The organism is Deinococcus indicus, assembly GCF_002198095.1.
Taxonomy (GTDB): Bacteria; Deinococcota; Deinococci; order Deinococcales; family Deinococcaceae; genus Deinococcus; species Deinococcus caeni.
The window spans coordinates 1-16,213 of the sequence record NZ_NHMK01000014.1 but is presented as its reverse complement, the minus strand read 5'-3'; the positions used below and the strand labels follow the sequence as shown (position 1 = coordinate 16,213).

The 16,213-nt window shown below is 70.1% G+C and carries 16 protein-coding genes and 1 rRNA gene; 10 read left to right on the top strand and 7 right to left on the bottom strand.

Annotated elements, in window-relative coordinates; translation table 11 throughout:
* The first annotated feature begins 63 nt into the window (after positions 1 to 63).
* Positions 64 to 1,149: a M20/M25/M40 family metallo-hydrolase gene (locus CBQ26_RS10580; RefSeq protein ID WP_088248614.1), complete on the top strand. Its 1,086-nt coding sequence runs from the start codon at positions 64 to 66 to the stop codon at positions 1,147 to 1,149.
* A 150-nt stretch (positions 1,150 to 1,299) separates the two neighbouring features.
* Entirely contained in the window at positions 1,300 to 2,670 is a 1,371-nt protein-coding gene (locus CBQ26_RS10575) for a S41 family peptidase (protein WP_088248613.1), read from the top strand.
* 84 nt (positions 2,671 to 2,754) lie between these two features.
* Here the strand turns inward: CBQ26_RS10575 and CBQ26_RS10570 are convergent, their stop codons facing one another.
* The gene (locus tag CBQ26_RS10570) at positions 2,755 to 4,002 is read right to left on the bottom strand and encodes an MFS transporter (RefSeq protein WP_268248321.1); all 1,248 of its coding nucleotides are present in this window, start codon (positions 4,000 to 4,002) and stop codon (positions 2,755 to 2,757) included.
* 119 nt (positions 4,003 to 4,121) lie between these two features.
* On the opposite strand from CBQ26_RS10570, the gene CBQ26_RS10565 reads away from it, so the two are divergent.
* The 3 genes from CBQ26_RS10565 (at position 4,122) to CBQ26_RS10555 (ending at position 6,259) form a co-directional block, all read left to right on the top strand.
* Positions 4,122 to 5,024: an MBL fold metallo-hydrolase gene (locus CBQ26_RS10565; protein ID WP_088248611.1), complete on the top strand. Its 903-nt coding sequence runs from the start codon at positions 4,122 to 4,124 to the stop codon at positions 5,022 to 5,024.
* 48 nt (positions 5,025 to 5,072) lie between these two features.
* Entirely contained in the window at positions 5,073 to 5,690 is a 618-nt protein-coding gene (locus CBQ26_RS10560) for a Dps family protein (protein ID WP_088248610.1), read from the top strand.
* Positions 5,691 to 5,767: 77 nt separating this feature from the next.
* On the top strand, positions 5,768 to 6,259 hold the full coding sequence (locus tag CBQ26_RS10555) for a DUF4385 domain-containing protein (RefSeq protein ID WP_088248609.1): 492 nt from the start codon (positions 5,768 to 5,770) through the stop codon (positions 6,257 to 6,259).
* A gap of 45 nt (positions 6,260 to 6,304) precedes the next feature.
* Here the strand turns inward: CBQ26_RS10555 and mobA are convergent, their stop codons facing one another.
* The 5 genes from mobA to rimO form a co-directional block, all read right to left on the bottom strand.
* A complete protein-coding gene (gene mobA / locus CBQ26_RS10550; protein ID WP_229844140.1) occupies positions 6,305 to 6,889 on the bottom strand; it encodes a molybdenum cofactor guanylyltransferase in 585 nt (194 codons plus the stop codon).
* Complete coding sequence (locus tag CBQ26_RS10545; protein ID WP_088248799.1) at positions 6,886 to 8,331, bottom strand: aldehyde dehydrogenase family protein; 1,446 nt, start codon at positions 8,329 to 8,331, stop codon at positions 6,886 to 6,888. The genes mobA and CBQ26_RS10545 overlap by 4 nt, the downstream gene beginning before the upstream one ends.
* Before the next feature lie 252 nt (positions 8,332 to 8,583).
* Positions 8,584 to 9,729, bottom strand: a complete 1,146-nt coding sequence (locus CBQ26_RS10540; protein WP_088248608.1) for a prepilin peptidase — start codon at positions 9,727 to 9,729, stop codon at positions 8,584 to 8,586.
* A gap of 55 nt (positions 9,730 to 9,784) precedes the next feature.
* Entirely contained in the window at positions 9,785 to 10,294 is a 510-nt protein-coding gene (locus tag CBQ26_RS10535; protein ID WP_088248607.1) for a hypothetical protein, read from the bottom strand.
* Positions 10,295 to 10,567: 273 nt separating this feature from the next.
* Positions 10,568 to 12,058: a 30S ribosomal protein S12 methylthiotransferase RimO gene (gene rimO, locus CBQ26_RS10530; RefSeq protein WP_172418032.1), complete on the bottom strand. Its 1,491-nt coding sequence runs from the start codon at positions 12,056 to 12,058 to the stop codon at positions 10,568 to 10,570.
* Between the two features lie 187 nt (positions 12,059 to 12,245).
* On the opposite strand from rimO, the gene minD reads away from it, so the two are divergent.
* The 4 genes from minD (at position 12,246) to CBQ26_RS10510 (ending at position 14,612) form a co-directional block, all read left to right on the top strand.
* Entirely contained in the window at positions 12,246 to 13,046 is an 801-nt protein-coding gene (gene minD, locus CBQ26_RS10525; RefSeq protein ID WP_088248605.1) for a septum site-determining protein MinD, read from the top strand.
* Position 13,047: 1 nt separating this feature from the next.
* A complete protein-coding gene (gene minE / locus CBQ26_RS10520) occupies positions 13,048 to 13,305 on the top strand; it encodes a cell division topological specificity factor MinE (protein ID WP_088248604.1) in 258 nt (85 codons plus the stop codon).
* Positions 13,306 to 13,386: 81 nt separating this feature from the next.
* On the top strand, positions 13,387 to 13,890 hold the full coding sequence (ruvC, locus tag CBQ26_RS10515) for a crossover junction endodeoxyribonuclease RuvC (RefSeq protein WP_088248603.1): 504 nt from the start codon (positions 13,387 to 13,389) through the stop codon (positions 13,888 to 13,890).
* Positions 13,891 to 13,895: 5 nt separating this feature from the next.
* A complete protein-coding gene (locus CBQ26_RS10510; RefSeq protein ID WP_308430613.1) occupies positions 13,896 to 14,612 on the top strand; it encodes a PrsW family intramembrane metalloprotease in 717 nt (238 codons plus the stop codon).
* Between the two features lie 59 nt (positions 14,613 to 14,671).
* On the opposite strand, the gene moaD is transcribed toward CBQ26_RS10510, so the two are convergent.
* Positions 14,672 to 15,364: a molybdopterin converting factor subunit 1 gene (moaD, locus tag CBQ26_RS10505; RefSeq protein WP_088248602.1), complete on the bottom strand. Its 693-nt coding sequence runs from the start codon at positions 15,362 to 15,364 to the stop codon at positions 14,672 to 14,674.
* 342 nt (positions 15,365 to 15,706) lie between these two features.
* Between moaD and CBQ26_RS10500 the strand changes: the two genes are divergently transcribed.
* A 23S ribosomal RNA gene (locus CBQ26_RS10500) occupies positions 15,707 to 16,213 on the top strand; the annotation flags it as partial.

Below are 16,213 nucleotides of genomic sequence, written 5' to 3'. Positions count from 1 at the left end.
GCCTTCACACTTTGTTCCCGATCAGCCCCCCGGCCTGTCCCGGCGCGTCTACAATGGCCCGCAATGCCTCTTTCGTACCTCACGCGCATCGCGCAGACCCCGGCTCCGACGTTCGCGGAGGGCCGGCGCGCGGACCTGATCGCGGACCTGTGGACCGAACTGGGCTACGCGACCGAACGTGACGGGGTCGGGAACGTCCTGACCCGCCTGACCCCCCCCGGCACCGAGGGCCGCCCCGCCCTGTTGCTGGCCGCGCACCTGGACACGGTCTTCGACGCCGCCACCGACGTGACCGTCCGCGAGGAGGCCGGCCGGCTGATCGGGCCGGGCGTGGGCGATAACAGCGCCAGCCTCGCGGTCGTCACGGCCCTGTTGCGGGACCTGCGCGGGCAGGCGGGCGCGCTGCGCCGACCGCTGTGGATCGCCGCGAACGTCGGCGAGGAGGGCCTGGGCGACCTGCGCGGCGCGAAGTACCTGCTGGCCCGGCACCGCCCGCAGCTGGGGGCGTTCATCGCGGTGGACGGTTACCTGGGCGTGGCGGTCACGCGGGCCGTCGGCGTGCGCCGCTACCGCGCCGTGTTCGTCGGGCCGGGCGGTCACTCGTGGGGCGATCAGGCGCCCAGCGCCCTGCACGCGCTCGGTCGGGCCATCAGCGCCCTGTACGCCCTGCACCTGCCCGCCTCGCCGCGCACCACCCTGAACGTGGGCGTGGCGTCCGGCGGGACCAGCGTGAACTCCATTGCCGGAACGGCCGAACTGCTGCTGGACCTGCGGTCCCTGGACGCCCGCGTGCTGGCGGACCTCGACACGCGCGCCGTGGCGATCCTGCACGCCGCCGCGCGCGACGCCGGCGTGCAGCTGCGACTGGAACGGGTGGGGGACCGCCCCGGCGGGGACCTGCAGAGCGGCCCGCTGCTCGGCGCTGTCCGGGACGCTGCCCGCGAGATCCGCACGGACATCCGGCTGGCGTCCAGCAGCACCGACGCGAACGCCGCCGTGCCGCACGACCTGCCGGCCGTCGCGGTGGGCGTGTACCGCGGCGGGAACGCCCACCGCACCGACGAGTGGGTGCAGACGTCCAGTCTCGCGCCGGGCCTGAAGTTCCTGCGGCGCCTCGTGGACCTGTACCAGCGTTCCCCGGCTGCCTGAACGGCCTGCCGTTCCCCCGCCGGGGGCCACGGTGGGCGGGGCGCCGCCCCCGCAGGCCGAAAAAGGCGTGCTGGCGCGGCAATCCTGTAACGTCCGTCGCAATCGCCGCCCACCAAATTCCCATCTGTTCAGAGCAGAATGGCCCTACCCATGAACGCCTTCCTGCGCCGCTCGCTCCCGCGCCGTGACCGCCAGGCCCGGCCCCGCCCGCTGCTGAGCGCCGCCCGCACCGCCAGTCTCACGGCGCTGCTGGCCTGCGTGGGCGTCCCGCCCGGCGCCGCCGCGCAGGGCAACGTCTCGCCGGCGCAGGCGATCTTCAATCAGGTGAACGACCTGCTGCGACTCGAGTACGGCGGGCTGTCCGGCGTGGACCGCGCCGCCCTGACCCGCGAGTACCAGCAGCGCCTGGACAACGTCTGCGCGCCCACCCCCGACACCTGCCCGGAAACGCGCGCCTACCCGGTCCTGGAAGCCCAGCTGACCGCGCTGGGCGACGAGCACAGCTTCTTCCAGACCCCCGAGGACTACCGCGAATTCGTGACCAGCGCCACCGGCGGCAACCGCCTTCAGTTCGGCGTGAAGCTCGCCCTGCTGGACGGCCAGAACCGCGTGGTCAGCGAGGTCGTGCCCGGCAGCGCCGCCGAGGAGGCCGGACTGCGGCGCGGCGACGTCCTGCTGCGCCTGAACGGCCGCCCGTACCTGTACGCCGACCTGCGCGACGCCCGCGAGAAAGGGCAGACCATCCGCCTGGACGTGCAGCGGCAGACCGACCGCCTGGAAGTGACCCTGACCGCCCGCGAGAGCAGCACCCTGGACCTGCCGCGCCTGAGTTCCGTGCCGGCCAGCGACCTGCCGGGCGACGCCGCGCCGGTCGCCGTGATCCGCATCCCCACCTTCCTGTCCGGCGGGCGGGTCGCGCAGACCGTTCACGATCAGGTCCGGCAGGCCCAGCGCAGCGGCGCGGCCGGACTGATCGTGGACCTGCGCGGCAACCCCGGCGGCAGCCTCACGGAATGCGACCGGGCCGTCAGCGCCTTCCTGCCCAGCCTGACCCGCGTGGCCCGCAGCGCCGACGCCAGCAGCCGCACGGTCGTCAGTCGCGGCACCCGCCTCGAGGACGGCCGCCTGACCGGCAGTGTCAGCAACCCGGCCCTCTGGACCGGCCCGCTGGCCGTGCTGGTCGACGAGGGCAGCGCCTCATGCAGCGAGTTCTTCGCCTACGAGATCCAGTACGCCGCGCGCGGCCCCGTCATCGGCGAGGTCACGGCCGGCGTCGGCAACACCGCCACCCGCGTCTTTCCCGTGGGATCGCAGGCGGCCGTGCAACTCACGATCCTCAACTACGCCAAACCCGACGGCACGCCCTACCCCGAACGCATCACCCCCGACCAGATCCGAGCGCAGGGAGAGGCCGAAACCCGGCAGCTCACGCAGGGCCGCGACACGCTGCTGCAACTGGGCGTGCAGGCCCTCCAGACCGCGCCGGTCCTGACGCTCGACCCCTTCCGCCAGCAGCCCTGAACCGGGGGGCCGCGCCAGCGGATCATCCGGACTGTCGTCTGTTTCGCTGGCCATCCGGAACTTCACCGGATTGCCGAGTCCGTATCAGGCCGCCGCCCCGTCCCGCGCTGGCAGGCCCCGCAGCGCCCAGCGTAGCCCGAGCGCCGTGACCACGCCGATCAGTGCCAGCGTCACCCACGGCAGCGCCGGGAACCCCAGGGCCGCGCCGCCGTCCACGAGTGCGCCGCCCAGCACGCTGCCCACCGCGCCTCCCACCCCCAGGCTGATCGCCGAGAACCCGAAGTAACTGCCGACCCGCTCGGGCGGCGCGAACCGGGCCGTCAGGGTCTGCTGCGTGGGGTACACGATCATGGTCCCCAGGCTGTACAGCGCCACGCACGCCAGCAGCTGCCCGAACGTCGCCGCCACCGACATCAGCCCCAGCGCCGCGCCGACCAGCAGCACCGCCGCCACCAGCGCCGACCGCACCGGCACGAAACGCTCGACCAGCCGTAGCAGCGGGTACTGCAGCAGCACCGCCAGTCCCGCCGACAGCCCGTACAGCGGCCCGGTCGCGCCGTTCCCGGCCAGCGCGATGGCTTTCAGCGTGACTGCCACGTTGATCTGCGTACTCAGGATGAAGTACCCGATCAGCACCAGCGTGAACCGCCGGAACCGCGTGTCCGTCGCCGCCAGCCGCAGGCCGTCCAGACTGCTCGCCGCGAGCCGTTGCGGGCGCAGGTGCGGCAACGTGACCGCCATGACCGCGCCCGCCAGCAGGTACACGGCCGCCGCCGACAGCGCCGCCGTCCGGAACCCCAGGCCCAGCAGCGCCGCCCCGATCAGCGGCCCCATCACCATGCCCGCGTTCCCGGACATGCTGGTCAGACTGAACATCCGCGTGCGGTGCTCGGGCGGGGTCACCTGAGTGATCGCCGCACTCTTCGGCGCGTCGAACAGGCCGCCGCCCACGCCCGCCAGCACCGCCGCCGCCAGCAGCTCCGCCCACGAGTCACTGAAGCCCATCCACGCGAACCCCAGCGTCCGCAGCGCGCAGCCCAGCAGGATCAGCGGTTTCGGCCCCCAGCGGTCCGCCCACGCCCCCCCGAACACTGTCAGGCCCTGCTGCGTCAACTGCCGCAGGCCCAGCACTGCCCCCACACTGGCCGCCGACCAGCCCAGCCCACCCCCGGCCACCGACCCGCTGAAATGCACCGTCACGAGCGGAATCACCGCGAAGAACCCGCCCCACATCAGGAAATTCGACGCGATCAGGCCCAGTTGCGCCGCCGACAACCGGAACGGCGCAGGAGTCGGGGCGGACGGGGGCGGAACAGGGGCGGGCGCACTCACGCCGCGCAGGCTACACCCGCACGCGCCCGTCGCAGCAACCGCCGGCTCCCGCTGCTCTGCACTGCGGGACAGGTGCGCCCGCGCGCCGCTGCCGCACCTGAGCGGGTACGCTGCCGGGCATGGATTCTCTTGTCTCGTTGGCTCCGGGGGTGCAGTACCTGCCGGGCGCGGTGAACAGTCTGGTGGTCGAGGACGGCCGGGGCGGGGCGCTGCTGGTGGATACCGGCCTGGACGACGGGCACGCCCGGAAGCTGCTGCGCGGCCTGACGGAACGGAACCTGACGCCGACCGGGATCCTGAACACGCACAGTCACGCCGATCACCACGGGGGGAATTCGTTCATCCTGCGGCGGTTCCCGGAGCTGAAGGTGTTCGCGCCGCCGCTGGAGGACGCGGTGATCACGCACCCGATCCTGGAACCCATCACGCTGTTCGGGGCGCGGCCGCCCAGGGAGTTGCAGAACAAGTTCCTGCTCGCGCCGCCCAGCCCGGCGCGGCTGGCTCCGGAACCGGGCCTGACGCGGATCGGGGGCGCGGTCGTGGAACTGCTGGAGGTGGCCGGGCACGCCAGCATGATGTACGCGGTGCGGGTGGGAGAGGTGCTGTACGCCGCCGACGCGCTGTTCGGCGGGGCGGCCCTGGCGAAGCACCCGCTGACGTTCTGCGCGGACTCGGCGTTGCAGAAGGAGGCGGCGGCCCGCCTGGGTGAACTGGAGGGCGTGCGCGTCACGCTGCCCGGCCACGGGGACCCCACCCCGGACCTGCGGGGGCTGGTCGAGGTGAACCTCGCGGCGTACGCCCGCACGACGGCGGCGGTGCTGGAGGCCGTGCAGGTGGGCGCGGCGGGCGTGGACGACCTGCTGGCGCGCGTGTGCGGCGCGCTGGGCGTGCAGATGACGAACGCCGGTGCGGTGCTGCTGAACCGCGCGGTCGTCAGCGCGCACCTGACCGAGCTGCTGGAAGCCGGGCAGGTCAGCATGAAGGTCCACGGGAACCGCCTGCTGTTTGTGGCGGGAGCCTAAAGGAAAACCGTATGGGCGGCCCGGCGGGCGCGGGGGTACGGTGAACGCATGACCAGTAAATCCAAGTCTGCCGCCAAGAAACCCGCCAGCAAGGCCACCAGCGACGGCAAGGCCGTCTCTGCGAAAGCCAGCGGGAAGGGCAGCGCGGACGCCGCGCACCTGAACGCCACCAACAACGCCCTGGTGGACCACAACTACCTGACGGAAGCCGAGTTCGGCACGGTCGCCGAGACGCTGCAACGCAACCTCGCCACGACCATCAGCCTGTACCTGAAGTTCAAGAAGTACCACTGGGACATCCGGGGCCGCTTCTTCCGGGACCTGCACCTCGCGTACGACGAGTTCATCGAGGAGATCTTCCCGGCCATCGACGAGCAGGCCGAGCGGCTGGTCGCGCTGGGCGGCAGCCCCATCGCCGCGCCCGCCGACATCGAACGCTTCAGCGTCGTGAAGGTCCCCACCGAGACCGTCCGTGACGCCCGCACGCAGGTCGCGGACCTCGTGGACGACCTGAGCCGCGTGGGCCGCGGTTTCCGCGACGACAGCCAGACCGTCGACGACGCCAACGATCCCGCCACCGCCGACATGTACAACGGCTACGCCGCCACCATCGACAAGATCCGCTGGATGCTTCAGGCGATGATGGACGACGACCGGATGAACTGAGTTCCCGGCAGATGGCCGATGGCATAAAGCGAAGGGCCACTGCCATCCGCCATCTGCTATATGCCATCTGCACTCCTATGCCGAAATTCGATTACTCCCTCCACTACGCCGAACTTGACCTGCGCGCGCACCCGGAACTGTACCGGGTGGGGGTGGGCGAGCAGGGTGTTCTGCTGGTCCAGCCGTACAAATCGGAGTTGCTGCCGCACTGGCGGTTCGCGACGCCGGAACTGGCGCGCCAGAGCAGCGAGGCGATCTATGCGATGTTCCTGGCGTACCTGCAGGCCGGGGATTTCGTGGGGGCGGACATGGCCCGCAAGTTCCTGCAGATGGGCTTCACGCGCGCCCGCCGGTACGCGAATCACCGGGGCGGCAAGAAGTACGACGGTCCAGTCCCGGAGGACAAGAAAGGGCAGAGCGGCGCGCACGGCCGCGCGGAACTGCCCCGCAGTCCGGAAGACCCGGTGAAGGCCGAGTCGGCCCGCATCTTCAAGGCGAAATGGGACGAGGCCGAGGCGAACGACCAGTACGCCGCGCTGAAGAAAGCCCACAAGGCGCAGTACGGCTGAAGACAGGAGTGTCGATGGTTGATGGGGTGCTGTTTCCATCGACTTTCAACCGTCAACCATCAACCCCTCCGGCGTGTTGACGTTCAGGAATGTCCGGGCCGTGAAGCCGCCCACCAGCGCCGTGTGTTCGGGCGGCGCGGCGCGTCTGAGGCGGCGTTCGCCACTGTCCAGCAGGGCGATGACGTGCGGCAGGAGGTCCGTGTGGTACAGCGCACCCAGCGGTTGCGGGCGGCCCTGCCCGTCCGTGGCCTGCACGCTGAGGCGGCCGGGCGTGACGGCGGCGCTCAGGGCGTGCCAGTAGTCGGGGGTCAGCCAGGGCAGGTCCACCCCGGTGAACGCCACCCAGCCGGGCGGGGCGTGCGTCAGGGCGCTTTCCAGTCCGGCCAGCGGGCCCTCGCCGGGGCGCCGGTCGGGGTGCGTGTCCCAGCGGCCCAGGTGGGCGGGCAGGGCGTACCGGCCGGGCGGGGCGATCAGCAGGCGCGTGGGGCAGTCCTGCAGGCTGGCGCAGGCGCGTTCCAGCAGCGTCCGGCCGTCCAGCGGGGCCAGGGCCTTGTCACTCCCGAAGCGGCTGGACCGGCCGCCTGCCGTGACGGCCCCGGTCAGCCACAGCCCCGGCGGGGAGTGCGTCACTCGCGCGGGCCGCTCTGGCGTTCCAGTTGCCGCAGGCCCCACGCGACCAGCCGGGGCACCGGGCGGCCGTAGGGGGGGTACAGGAAGCGCACGGGGCTGGGCGTCGGCTCACGCAGCACGGCCCGCTCATGACTGAAGGTCCGGAACCCGTGCTCGCCGTGGTAGTTGCCCATGCCGCTGGGACCGACCCCACCGAACGGCAGGTTGGGGTTGGTCAGGTGCACGACCGCGCCGTTCACGACCATGCCGCCGCTCGTCGTCTCGCACTGCACGCGGCGGATCATGTCCTCGTCGGTGGTGAACAGGTACAGCGCCAGCGGCGCGTCCAGACGGCGGATCAGGCCCAGGGCCTCCTCGGGCGTGTCGTACGTCAGGATTGGCAGGACCGGCCCGAACAGTTCCTCCTGCATCAGGGGCATGTCGGGGGTCACGCCACTCACGACGGTCGGCGAGATGAACCGGCCCGGCGCGTCGAACTCGCCACCCACCACGATCCGCGCGCCCTGCGCCACGCTGCCCTGCGTGAGGCGTTCCAGGCGCTGCACGCCCGCGCTGTCCACCATGCGCCCGTAGTCCGGCCCGGCCCGCAGCCACGCGCCCGTCCCGAACCGCCGCGCGATCACGGCCTCCAGGCGGCGCAGCAGCGGCCCTTCCAGGTGCCGGGGCACCAGCGCGTAGTCCGGCGCCACGCAGGTCTGCCCGGCGTTCAGCAGTTTCCCCCACGCCAGCCGCTCGGCGGTCACGTCCAGGTCGGCGCTCGCGTCGATCAGGGCGGGGCTCTTGCCACCCAGTTCCAGCGTCACGCCCGTCAGGTTGTTCGCGGCGGCCCGCATGACGTGCCGCCCGACCGCGCCGCTCCCCGTGAAGAAGATGTGCCCGAACGGCAGTTCCGTCAGGGCGCGGGCCACCTCGCCGTCCCCCTCCACGACCGCCACGAGCCGCGGTTCGAACACGCTGCCGATCAGGTCGCCCAGCGCGCGGGCCACGTTCGGGGCCTTCTCGCTGGGCTTGAGGATCACGGTGTTCCCGGCGGCCAGACTGGCGACCAGCGGCACCAGCGCCAGGTTCACGGGGTAATTCCAGGGGCTCAGGATCAGGGTCACGCCGCGCGCCTGCATCTGCACCTCGCTGCGCGCCCCCAGCAGCATGGTGGGCGTGTCCACGCGCCGGGGCGCCATCCAGCGCGGCAGGCGGCGGATGGCGTGCTGGATCTCCTCGAGCACCGGGTGCAGTTCCGTGATCTCGGCCTCGGCGCGGCTCTTGCCCAGGTCGGCTTTCAGGGCGTCCGCCAGCGCCACCCGTTGCGCGCGGATCGCGTCGTGCAGACGCCGCAGGATCGCCTGACGCTGCGCGGCGGTCGTCTGCGCCGCCTGCCAGCGCTGCGCCTGCTGCGCGGCGAACAGGGCGTGAAGGTCAGGAGTCGGCAGGCTGGAATCGGACATGGGCACCTCCGGAAAGTGGGAGACGGGCCGGGCACGCCCGGACACGGCAGAGCGGAACAGCGCAGAATTGAACCGAGTATAGAGCGGCCCCCACCCACCCGTGCAGGCCGCGCTGGCGTCGGGGGGGTGGGGGAGAGCCGATGGCAGAAGGCAGAAGGTCAATGGCAGAAGGCATATGGCAGAAGGCAAATGGCAGAGGTTCCGTGACCGGGCCTCTGCCATCTGCTATTCGCCATCTGCCTTCGGCCTCTCTTACAGCCCCAGCCCGTCGCGGTAGCCCTGGATGATCTGCGCGCCCCAGATCATCGCCACGAGCGCACCGACGGCCAGGAACGGCCCGAACTTGACGCGGTTCTCGCGTTTCATGGCCAGTTGCGCCACGCCGAACAGCGCCCCGGCGAACACCGCGACCACCAGGGTCAGCAGCAGCCGCTCCCAGCCCAGGAACGCGCCGATCACGGCGGCCAGTTTCACGTCCCCGAAGCCCATGGCGCTCGCGTCGGCCGGTTCGTCCGCGCCCTCGTCCGCGCTGTGCCCACGGTACTTCAGCCACCAGTACACCCCGGCCACCAGCGACGTGGCGCCCGCTGCGGCCAGCGCGCCCTGCACCATCAGGATCATGCCGGGGCCGTAGCCGGCGCTGCCCAGCACCACGCTGACCAGCAGGCCGCCCAGCGTCAGCAGTTCCGGCACGCGCACCACCCGGCGGGCCGCGCCGTTCACGGCGGCCGACAGCAGCGCCGCGCCCAGCCCCCACCACGGCCCCAGCCACGCGCCGGCCAGCAGCGCCAGACTGATCTGCTGGTACCCGATGGGCGCTTCCGGGAAGGAGCGCTCCCGGAAGCGGCGCAGCACCCACGACCCGAACTGGTTGATCGCCACGACCAGACCCGCGCCCAGCAGCGCGCCCTGCACCGCGCCCGCGAGGTCCGGGAGGCCCTCGGCGCCCGCCCGGCCGTTCAGGAACCCGAACAGGATGCCCAGCGCCGTGCCCGGCAGCGTCAGTTCGTCCGGGATGGTGTACGTGTCCAGGTCGATGGCACTCCCGACCAGCAGGATCGTGAACAGCACCATCAAGCCCAGCGCGCCCCAGCCGACCACCAGCGGCGGGAACAATGCGGCGATCACGCCGTACCCCAGCCCGGTCAGCAGTTCCACGACCGGGTACCGCGCCTTGATGGGCGCCCGGCAGTAGCGGCACTTCCCGCCCAGGCTCACCCACGACAGCACGGGCACCAGATCGGTGACGCCCAGCCGGTGATCGCAGTTCGGGCAGTGGCTCGGCGGGAAGGCGATACTCTCGCCGCGCGGCAGCCGCCAGATCAGCACGTTCGAGAACGACCCGACCAGCAGGCCGAGCAGGGCAGCGAAGATCACCAGGAGGACGTCAGGGGTCACCCCGGCAGTGTAGGCAACAATTCTCACAGACGTCTTGCCTTCACCGGCCCGGCCCCTACCCGGCCGGGGGGCCGTCCAGCGTGAACAGCGCGTCCAGCCACGCCCGCAGCGGCTCCGGCACCCAGGACACTCCCTCGGGCAGCGGCGCCGGGACGGGCGGAAGGTCCAGGCGGGCCACCTCACCCTGCACCGCCGCCAGCGCCGCCTCAAACTCCACGTAGCCCTTCTCGCCCGGCGGGATCAGGTCGGTGCGGGTCAGCGCCCCGGCGCGCATCAGGTCCGACCAGTTCAGGCGGTACACGTCCTCGAACACGAACGACCGCGCGGGCTTCCCCGGCACGTCCGCCACGAACCGCACCGGGGGGCGGCAGTCACCGTCCAGAATCGTCACGCGCGCCCCGCACCGCCCGCAGGTGAAGCCGCCCACATGCCCGTACCGGCTGCCCACGTACCGCCACGCCTCGTGCGGCACGAACCCGCACGCCGGGCAGACCGTGAAGATCGGCACGTCCAGCAGCTGCGCCGAGGGCCGCCGCCCCGAGCGGTTGAAGTACAGGCGAACCATGCCGCCCAGTCTGGCACGCACGCGCTGATCGAACAGAGAGGGTGGCGGGCGCCCCATTCCCAGGACCCCCGCCACCCGTCATACGGACTGCCGTTTGTTTCGCCGACAATTCGGAACTTCACCGCCCCTGCCGGCTCCACGTCCGGAACCCTTGTTGCTCCTTCTCTGCGGGGCAGCTCTACCTCTGCGGGGCAGCTCTACGAGTCGCATCTGCTCGGACCCAGCGGGCTTTGCAGACCATTCAATCGGAGTCGGTATCAGTACCCGTTGCGCTCAGTGCTTCCCGAAGTGCCCCAGCTGCGGCACGTTGGGTTTCCAGGCGGGCGTCTCCACGACCTCGCCGTACAGGTCGTACTCGTCGCTGTCCTCGATGCGTACGCGCACGATGTCCCCGATCTTCACGGTTCCGGCGAACTCACCGGCGAACAGGTACACCTGCCCGTCGATGCCCGGCGCGTCCCCCTTGGTGCGGCCGATCAGTTTCGTGCCCGGCGCGTCGTCCTCGTCGTCGTTGAACTCGTCCACGATCACGTCCATGACGGTGCCGACCTTCTCGGCCAGCCGCTCGGCACTGATGCGCTGCGCGACTTCCATGAACCGGCTCAGGCGTTCCTCCTTCACGTCCTGCGGCACGGCGCCCTCCAGCTTGTTCGCGTCGGCCTCGTCCACGTCGCTGTACGTGAACGCTCCCACGCGGTCCAGGCGGGCGTCCTCCAGGAACTGCAGCAATTCCTGGAAGTCCGCCTCCGTCTCGCCGGGGAAGCCCACGATGAACGTGGACCGGATCACCAGTTCCGGGCAGATCTCCCGCCAGCGGCGGATGGTGTCCAGCTGCTTGCCCGCGCCGGGGCGGCGCATGGCGCGCAGGACCTTCGGACTGGCGTGCTGCAGCGGCACATCCAGATACGGGAGGATCTTGCCCTGGGCCATCAGTTCCACGATCTTCTCGACATGCGGGTACGGGTACACGTAATGCATCCGCACCCACGCGCCCATCTCGCCCAGTTTCACGGCCAGGTCCGTCAGGTGCGCGCGGACCTGCTCACCCTGGAATTCGCTCTCGCGGTAGCGGACGTCCACGCCGTACGCACTGGTGTCCTGGCTGATGATCATCAGTTCCTTCGTGCCGCCCGCGATCAGGCGGTACGCCTCGTACAGCACCGACCCGGCGTCACGGGACACCTGCAACCCCCGCAACTTCGGAATGATGCAGAACGAACACGTGTGATTGCAGCCCTCCGCGATCTTCACGTACGCGTAGTGCTTCGGCGTCAGCTTCACGCTCGGCGCGAACACGTCCCCGTGCCGGGTGTCCTCCCGCTGCGGCTGCGCCGCGTCCGCCCGCGTGCCCGGCGCCGCCACTGGCAGCAGCCCCGTGAAGGCGTCCGTCTCGATGGGCAGCAGGGTGCGCACGTGACCCATCACGTCGTCCACCGCCTCGCTGCCCGTGATCGCCGCGACCTTCGGGTGCCGCTCCATGATCTTCTCCGGCCGCTCGCCCAGGCACCCGGTCACGATGACCTTCCCGGTCGCCTCCAGCGCCTCACCGATCGCACTCAGGGACTCCTCGACCGCCGGCGTGATGAACCCGCACGTGTTCACGATCACCGCGTCCGCGTTCTCGTAACTGGCCGCCACCTCGTAGCCCTCGAACCGCAGTTGCGTCAGGATCCGCTCGCTGTCCACCAGCGCCTTGGGGCACCCCAGACTGATGAACCCCACCCGTTTCGCGCCCGCCACAGCGGGACTGTTGCCTTCCGTCATCATCTACTCCTTCCCTTGCGCCGCACCCAGCACCCCGGGGGCACAGAGGTTCAGCCCGCCACTCTACAGGGACGGGCTGCGCCGGGCGACGCACTGGATTACAGGATGCGGGTGCCGGTGGGGGGGGCGTGGCCGGGCGGGCACTCGTGGGCGCGTCTCTCAGGGTTGGGCTGTACACTGCCTGAAGATGAATGCCAAGGTTATTGTGGTCACGTCCGGCAAGGGGGGCGTGGGTAAAACCACGACCACCGCGAACATAGGAGCGGCGCTCGCGAAACTGGGCGAGAAGGTCGCGGTCATCGACGTGGACGTGGGCCTGCGGAACCTGGATGTGGTCATGGGGCTGGAGTCGCGGGTGGTGTTCGATCTGGTGGACGTGCTGGAAGGCAAGTGCCGCATGAATCAGGCCCTGATCCGCGACAAGCGCGTGGAGAACCTGTTCCTGCTGCCGGCCAGTCAGACGCGTGACAAGGACGCGCTGGACCCCGAGGTGTTCCGTGGGGTGGTGCGTGACCTGATCGAGACCGAGGGCTTCGACCGGATCCTGATCGATTCCCCGGCGGGCATCGAGTCGGGGTTCCGCACGGCGGCCGCGCCGGCCGAGGGGGCGCTGGTGGTCGTGAACCCCGAGGTGTCCAGCGTGCGTGACGCCGACCGCATCATCGGGCTGCTGGAGGCGCAGCAGGTGAACGAGATCCGGCTGGTCATCAACCGCCTGCGGCCCAAGATGGTCGCGAGCGGGAACATGCTCTCGGAGGCCGACATCCTGGACATCCTGGGGGTCAAGCCGATCGGGATCGTGCCGGAGGACGAGGGGATCATCGTGTCCACGAACGTGGGTGAACCGGCTGTTCTCGGCAAGACGAAGGCGGGCGAGGCGTTCATGGCGACGGCCCGCCGCCTGAAGGGCGAGGACGTGCCGTACCCGAAGTTCGAGGAGGACAAGGGATTCCTGGCGGCGCTGCGCCGACTGTTCGGGGGGGCCTGACGTGTTCTCCTGGATGAAACGTGGCCGCAGCAAGGAGACGCTCAAGGACCGGCTGGAGCTGGTGCTGGCGTACGACCGCGCGCAGATTCCGCCCGGCAAGGTCGATGCGCTGCGTCAGGATCTGCTGGAGGTCGTGCGGCGGTACTTCCCGACCGGGAACAGTTCCGTGGAGATCGAGCAGCGCGGCGACATGGTGGTCCTGATGGCGAACATCCCGCTGGACGAGGACCGGCCGTCCCCGTCCGACCGGAGCCGCTGAGGGCTTCCGTGTGGCCCGCGCCCCCGCTCCGGCGGGGGTTTTTGCTGTGGCGGCGGGCAGGGCATGGCGTATCCTGGGGGGGTGATCGTACTTGGCATCGACCCCGGACTCGCGAACCTCGGCCTCGGGCTGGTGGAGGGGGACGTGCGCAAGGCCCGTCACCTGTACCACGTGTGCCTGACCACCGAGAGCGCCTGGATCATGCCGCGCCGCCTCCAGTACCTGCACGAGGAGGTCAGTCGCCTGATCGCCGAGTACCGCCCGGATGCCGTGGCGATCGAGGATCAGATTCTGCGCAAGCAGGCGGACGTGGCCTTCAAGGTCGGGCAGGCGTTCGGGGTGGTGCAACTGGCGTGCGCGCAGGCGGGCGTCCCGGTCCACACCTACGGGCCGATGCAGGTGAAACGGTCGCTGGTCGGGACCGGCCGCGCCGAGAAGGAACAGGTGATCTACATGGTCAAGGCCAGCCTGGGGATCCGGGAACTGTTCAACAACCACGCGGCCGACGCGCTGGCCCTGGCCCTGACGCACCTGGCGAGCGCGCCCATGCAGTCGCGGGTCGCGGCGGGCCTCGCGGTCCGGTAGAGCCCGTGACCGTGCCGCTGCTGCTGTCGCTGCTGTCGTCGGTGGCGATCACGCTGGCGTGGCTGTGGTTCTTCGTGCGGCGGGACCGGCACCCGGAGCCGCTGTGGCTGCTGGCCCGCACCTTCGCCTGGGGCATGCTGGCCTGGGTGATCGCGGCGGCGCTGGGCGCGGCCCTGGACCGGGTGCTGCCCGCGTCGCTGGTGGCGGCCGTGGTGGGGGTGCTGTTCACGGCCGTCGTCGAGGAGGGGTTCAAGTTCGTGGCGGCCACGACGGCCATCACGGAACTGGATTTCGACGAGCCGATGGACGGCCTGGTGTACGCCGTGACGGCCGCGCTGGGGTTCGCGCTGATGGAGAACCTGACGTACACCCTGGGGTTCGGCAGCGGGGCGGGCGCGTGGCACGCGCTGGTCGCCACCCTGGCGCACGCCCTGTTCAGTGCGCCGCAGGGGTACGCGCTGGGCGGCCTGCACTGGCGGCGCGGGCGGCGGTGGGTGGCGCAGGGACTGATTCTCAGCGTGGCGCTGCACGCGGTGTTCAACAGTCTGCTCGGTCCGGGCGGCTGGGTGGAACTGGCGGCGCTGGCCAGCGTGGTGCTGGTGATGGTGCTGCTGGCCCGCCGCTACTACCTGACGTTCGAGGCGCACGCGCGTGAGTACGGTCCGTCCGAGCATTTCCTGCGCCGGCAGGCGAGCCGCTCACCCGACCGGAAGCTGGGATAGGACGGACGACGACTCGGAAGACAGGAGTTGAAGACAGCGCAGAGGGAGAGGGCCGGCGTTCAGAGGGTGTCGTGGGCGGTCTGTCCGTCGACCCAGTGGGCGCCGTCCTCATCCACCTCGTGCTTCCAGACCGGAACGTGGACTTTCAGGTGCTCGATGATGAAGTCGCAGGCTTCGAGGGCCGCGCGGCGGTGCGGGCTGGCCACGCCGATCAGGATGCTGGCCTCGCCCGGATGCAGGCGACCCACGCGGTGCTGCACGAAGACGCGCAGTTCGCCGTGGCGTTCGCGCGCGGCGTCGGCGGCGCCCTGCATGACCCGGCGCGCCATGGGTTCGTAGCCTTCGTACTCTATGTACTGCACGGCCTTGCCCTGGTTGGGACTGCGGACGGTGCCCACGAAGTAGGCCTGCGCGCCGTACTGCGGGCGCACCAGGAAGGCGTCGGCGGCGTCCAACCGGAGCGGTTCGGACGTGACCTCGCAGTGGGTGGTGTCGTCCGTGTCGTCCGGGTCGTCCGAGCCGCCGGCGACGGGCGGTAGGAACGCCACTTCCGCGCCGGGCGTCAGGACCGTGTCCGGCGTGGCGTAGTTCTCGTTCACGGCGACCATGCAGCCTTTCAGGCTCAGGCCGTAGCGCGCCTCGATCAGGGTGGCCACGGCGCGCACGTCACTGCCGTCCGCCACGTCGAGCGTCAGGTGTTCGACGCCTGTTTCCCGCTTCAGACGGGCAAAAAACACCACATTCAGCTGCATATGCCCAGAGGCTAGCACGGCCTCACACGGCCTTTTTCTGTCTGTCGTTTCATGGTTGCCCATCAGGAACACCACGTCCCGCCCGTTCACCGTGAGGGCGCAGTGGCGTGCAGCACGCGTTTTTCTGGCGTCGCGCCTGGAGATGAAGCCTGTGGTGTGTGGGGGGTGTTGACAGATTCGCGCGGCGCCTGTATCTTTTCTGAGCCTCAAGCGAGGCGCGATGCATGACAAGCGAGCGTGAAAGAGCGAGAGAAACGCGAAATAACCGCGCTCCTCCAGCCGAACCCCCCAGCACCCAACAGTGCCGCGGGCCAAGCGACGAGGAGACGCATAGGAAAGATGGGTCAAGATACTAAGGGTCCACGGTGGATGCCCTGGCACTGGAGCCGATGAAGGACGCGATTACCTGCGAAAAGCCCGGGCGAGCTGGAGATACGCTTTGACCCCGGGATGTCCGAATGGGGAAACCCACCCGCTTGCGGGTACCCACTTAGGTGGGAGGGAACTCAGGGAACTGAAACATCTCAGTACCTGAAGGAGAAGAAAGAGACATCGATTCCCCTAGTAGCGGCGAGCGAACCGGGACGAGCCCAAACCAGCGGGTTTACCCGCTGGGGTTGTAGGACCACTGTTTACGATTCAGCCACTCAAGTCGAACCCGCTGGAAAGCGGGACCAGAGAAGGTGACAGTCCTGTAGATGAACGACTGGCTGACGGATGTGGCACCTGAGTAGGTCGTTGTTCGTGAAACGATGACTGAATCCGCGCGGACCACCGCGCAAGGCTAAATACTCCCAGTGACCGATAGCGCATAGTACCGTGAGGGAAAGGTGAAAAGAACCCCGGGAG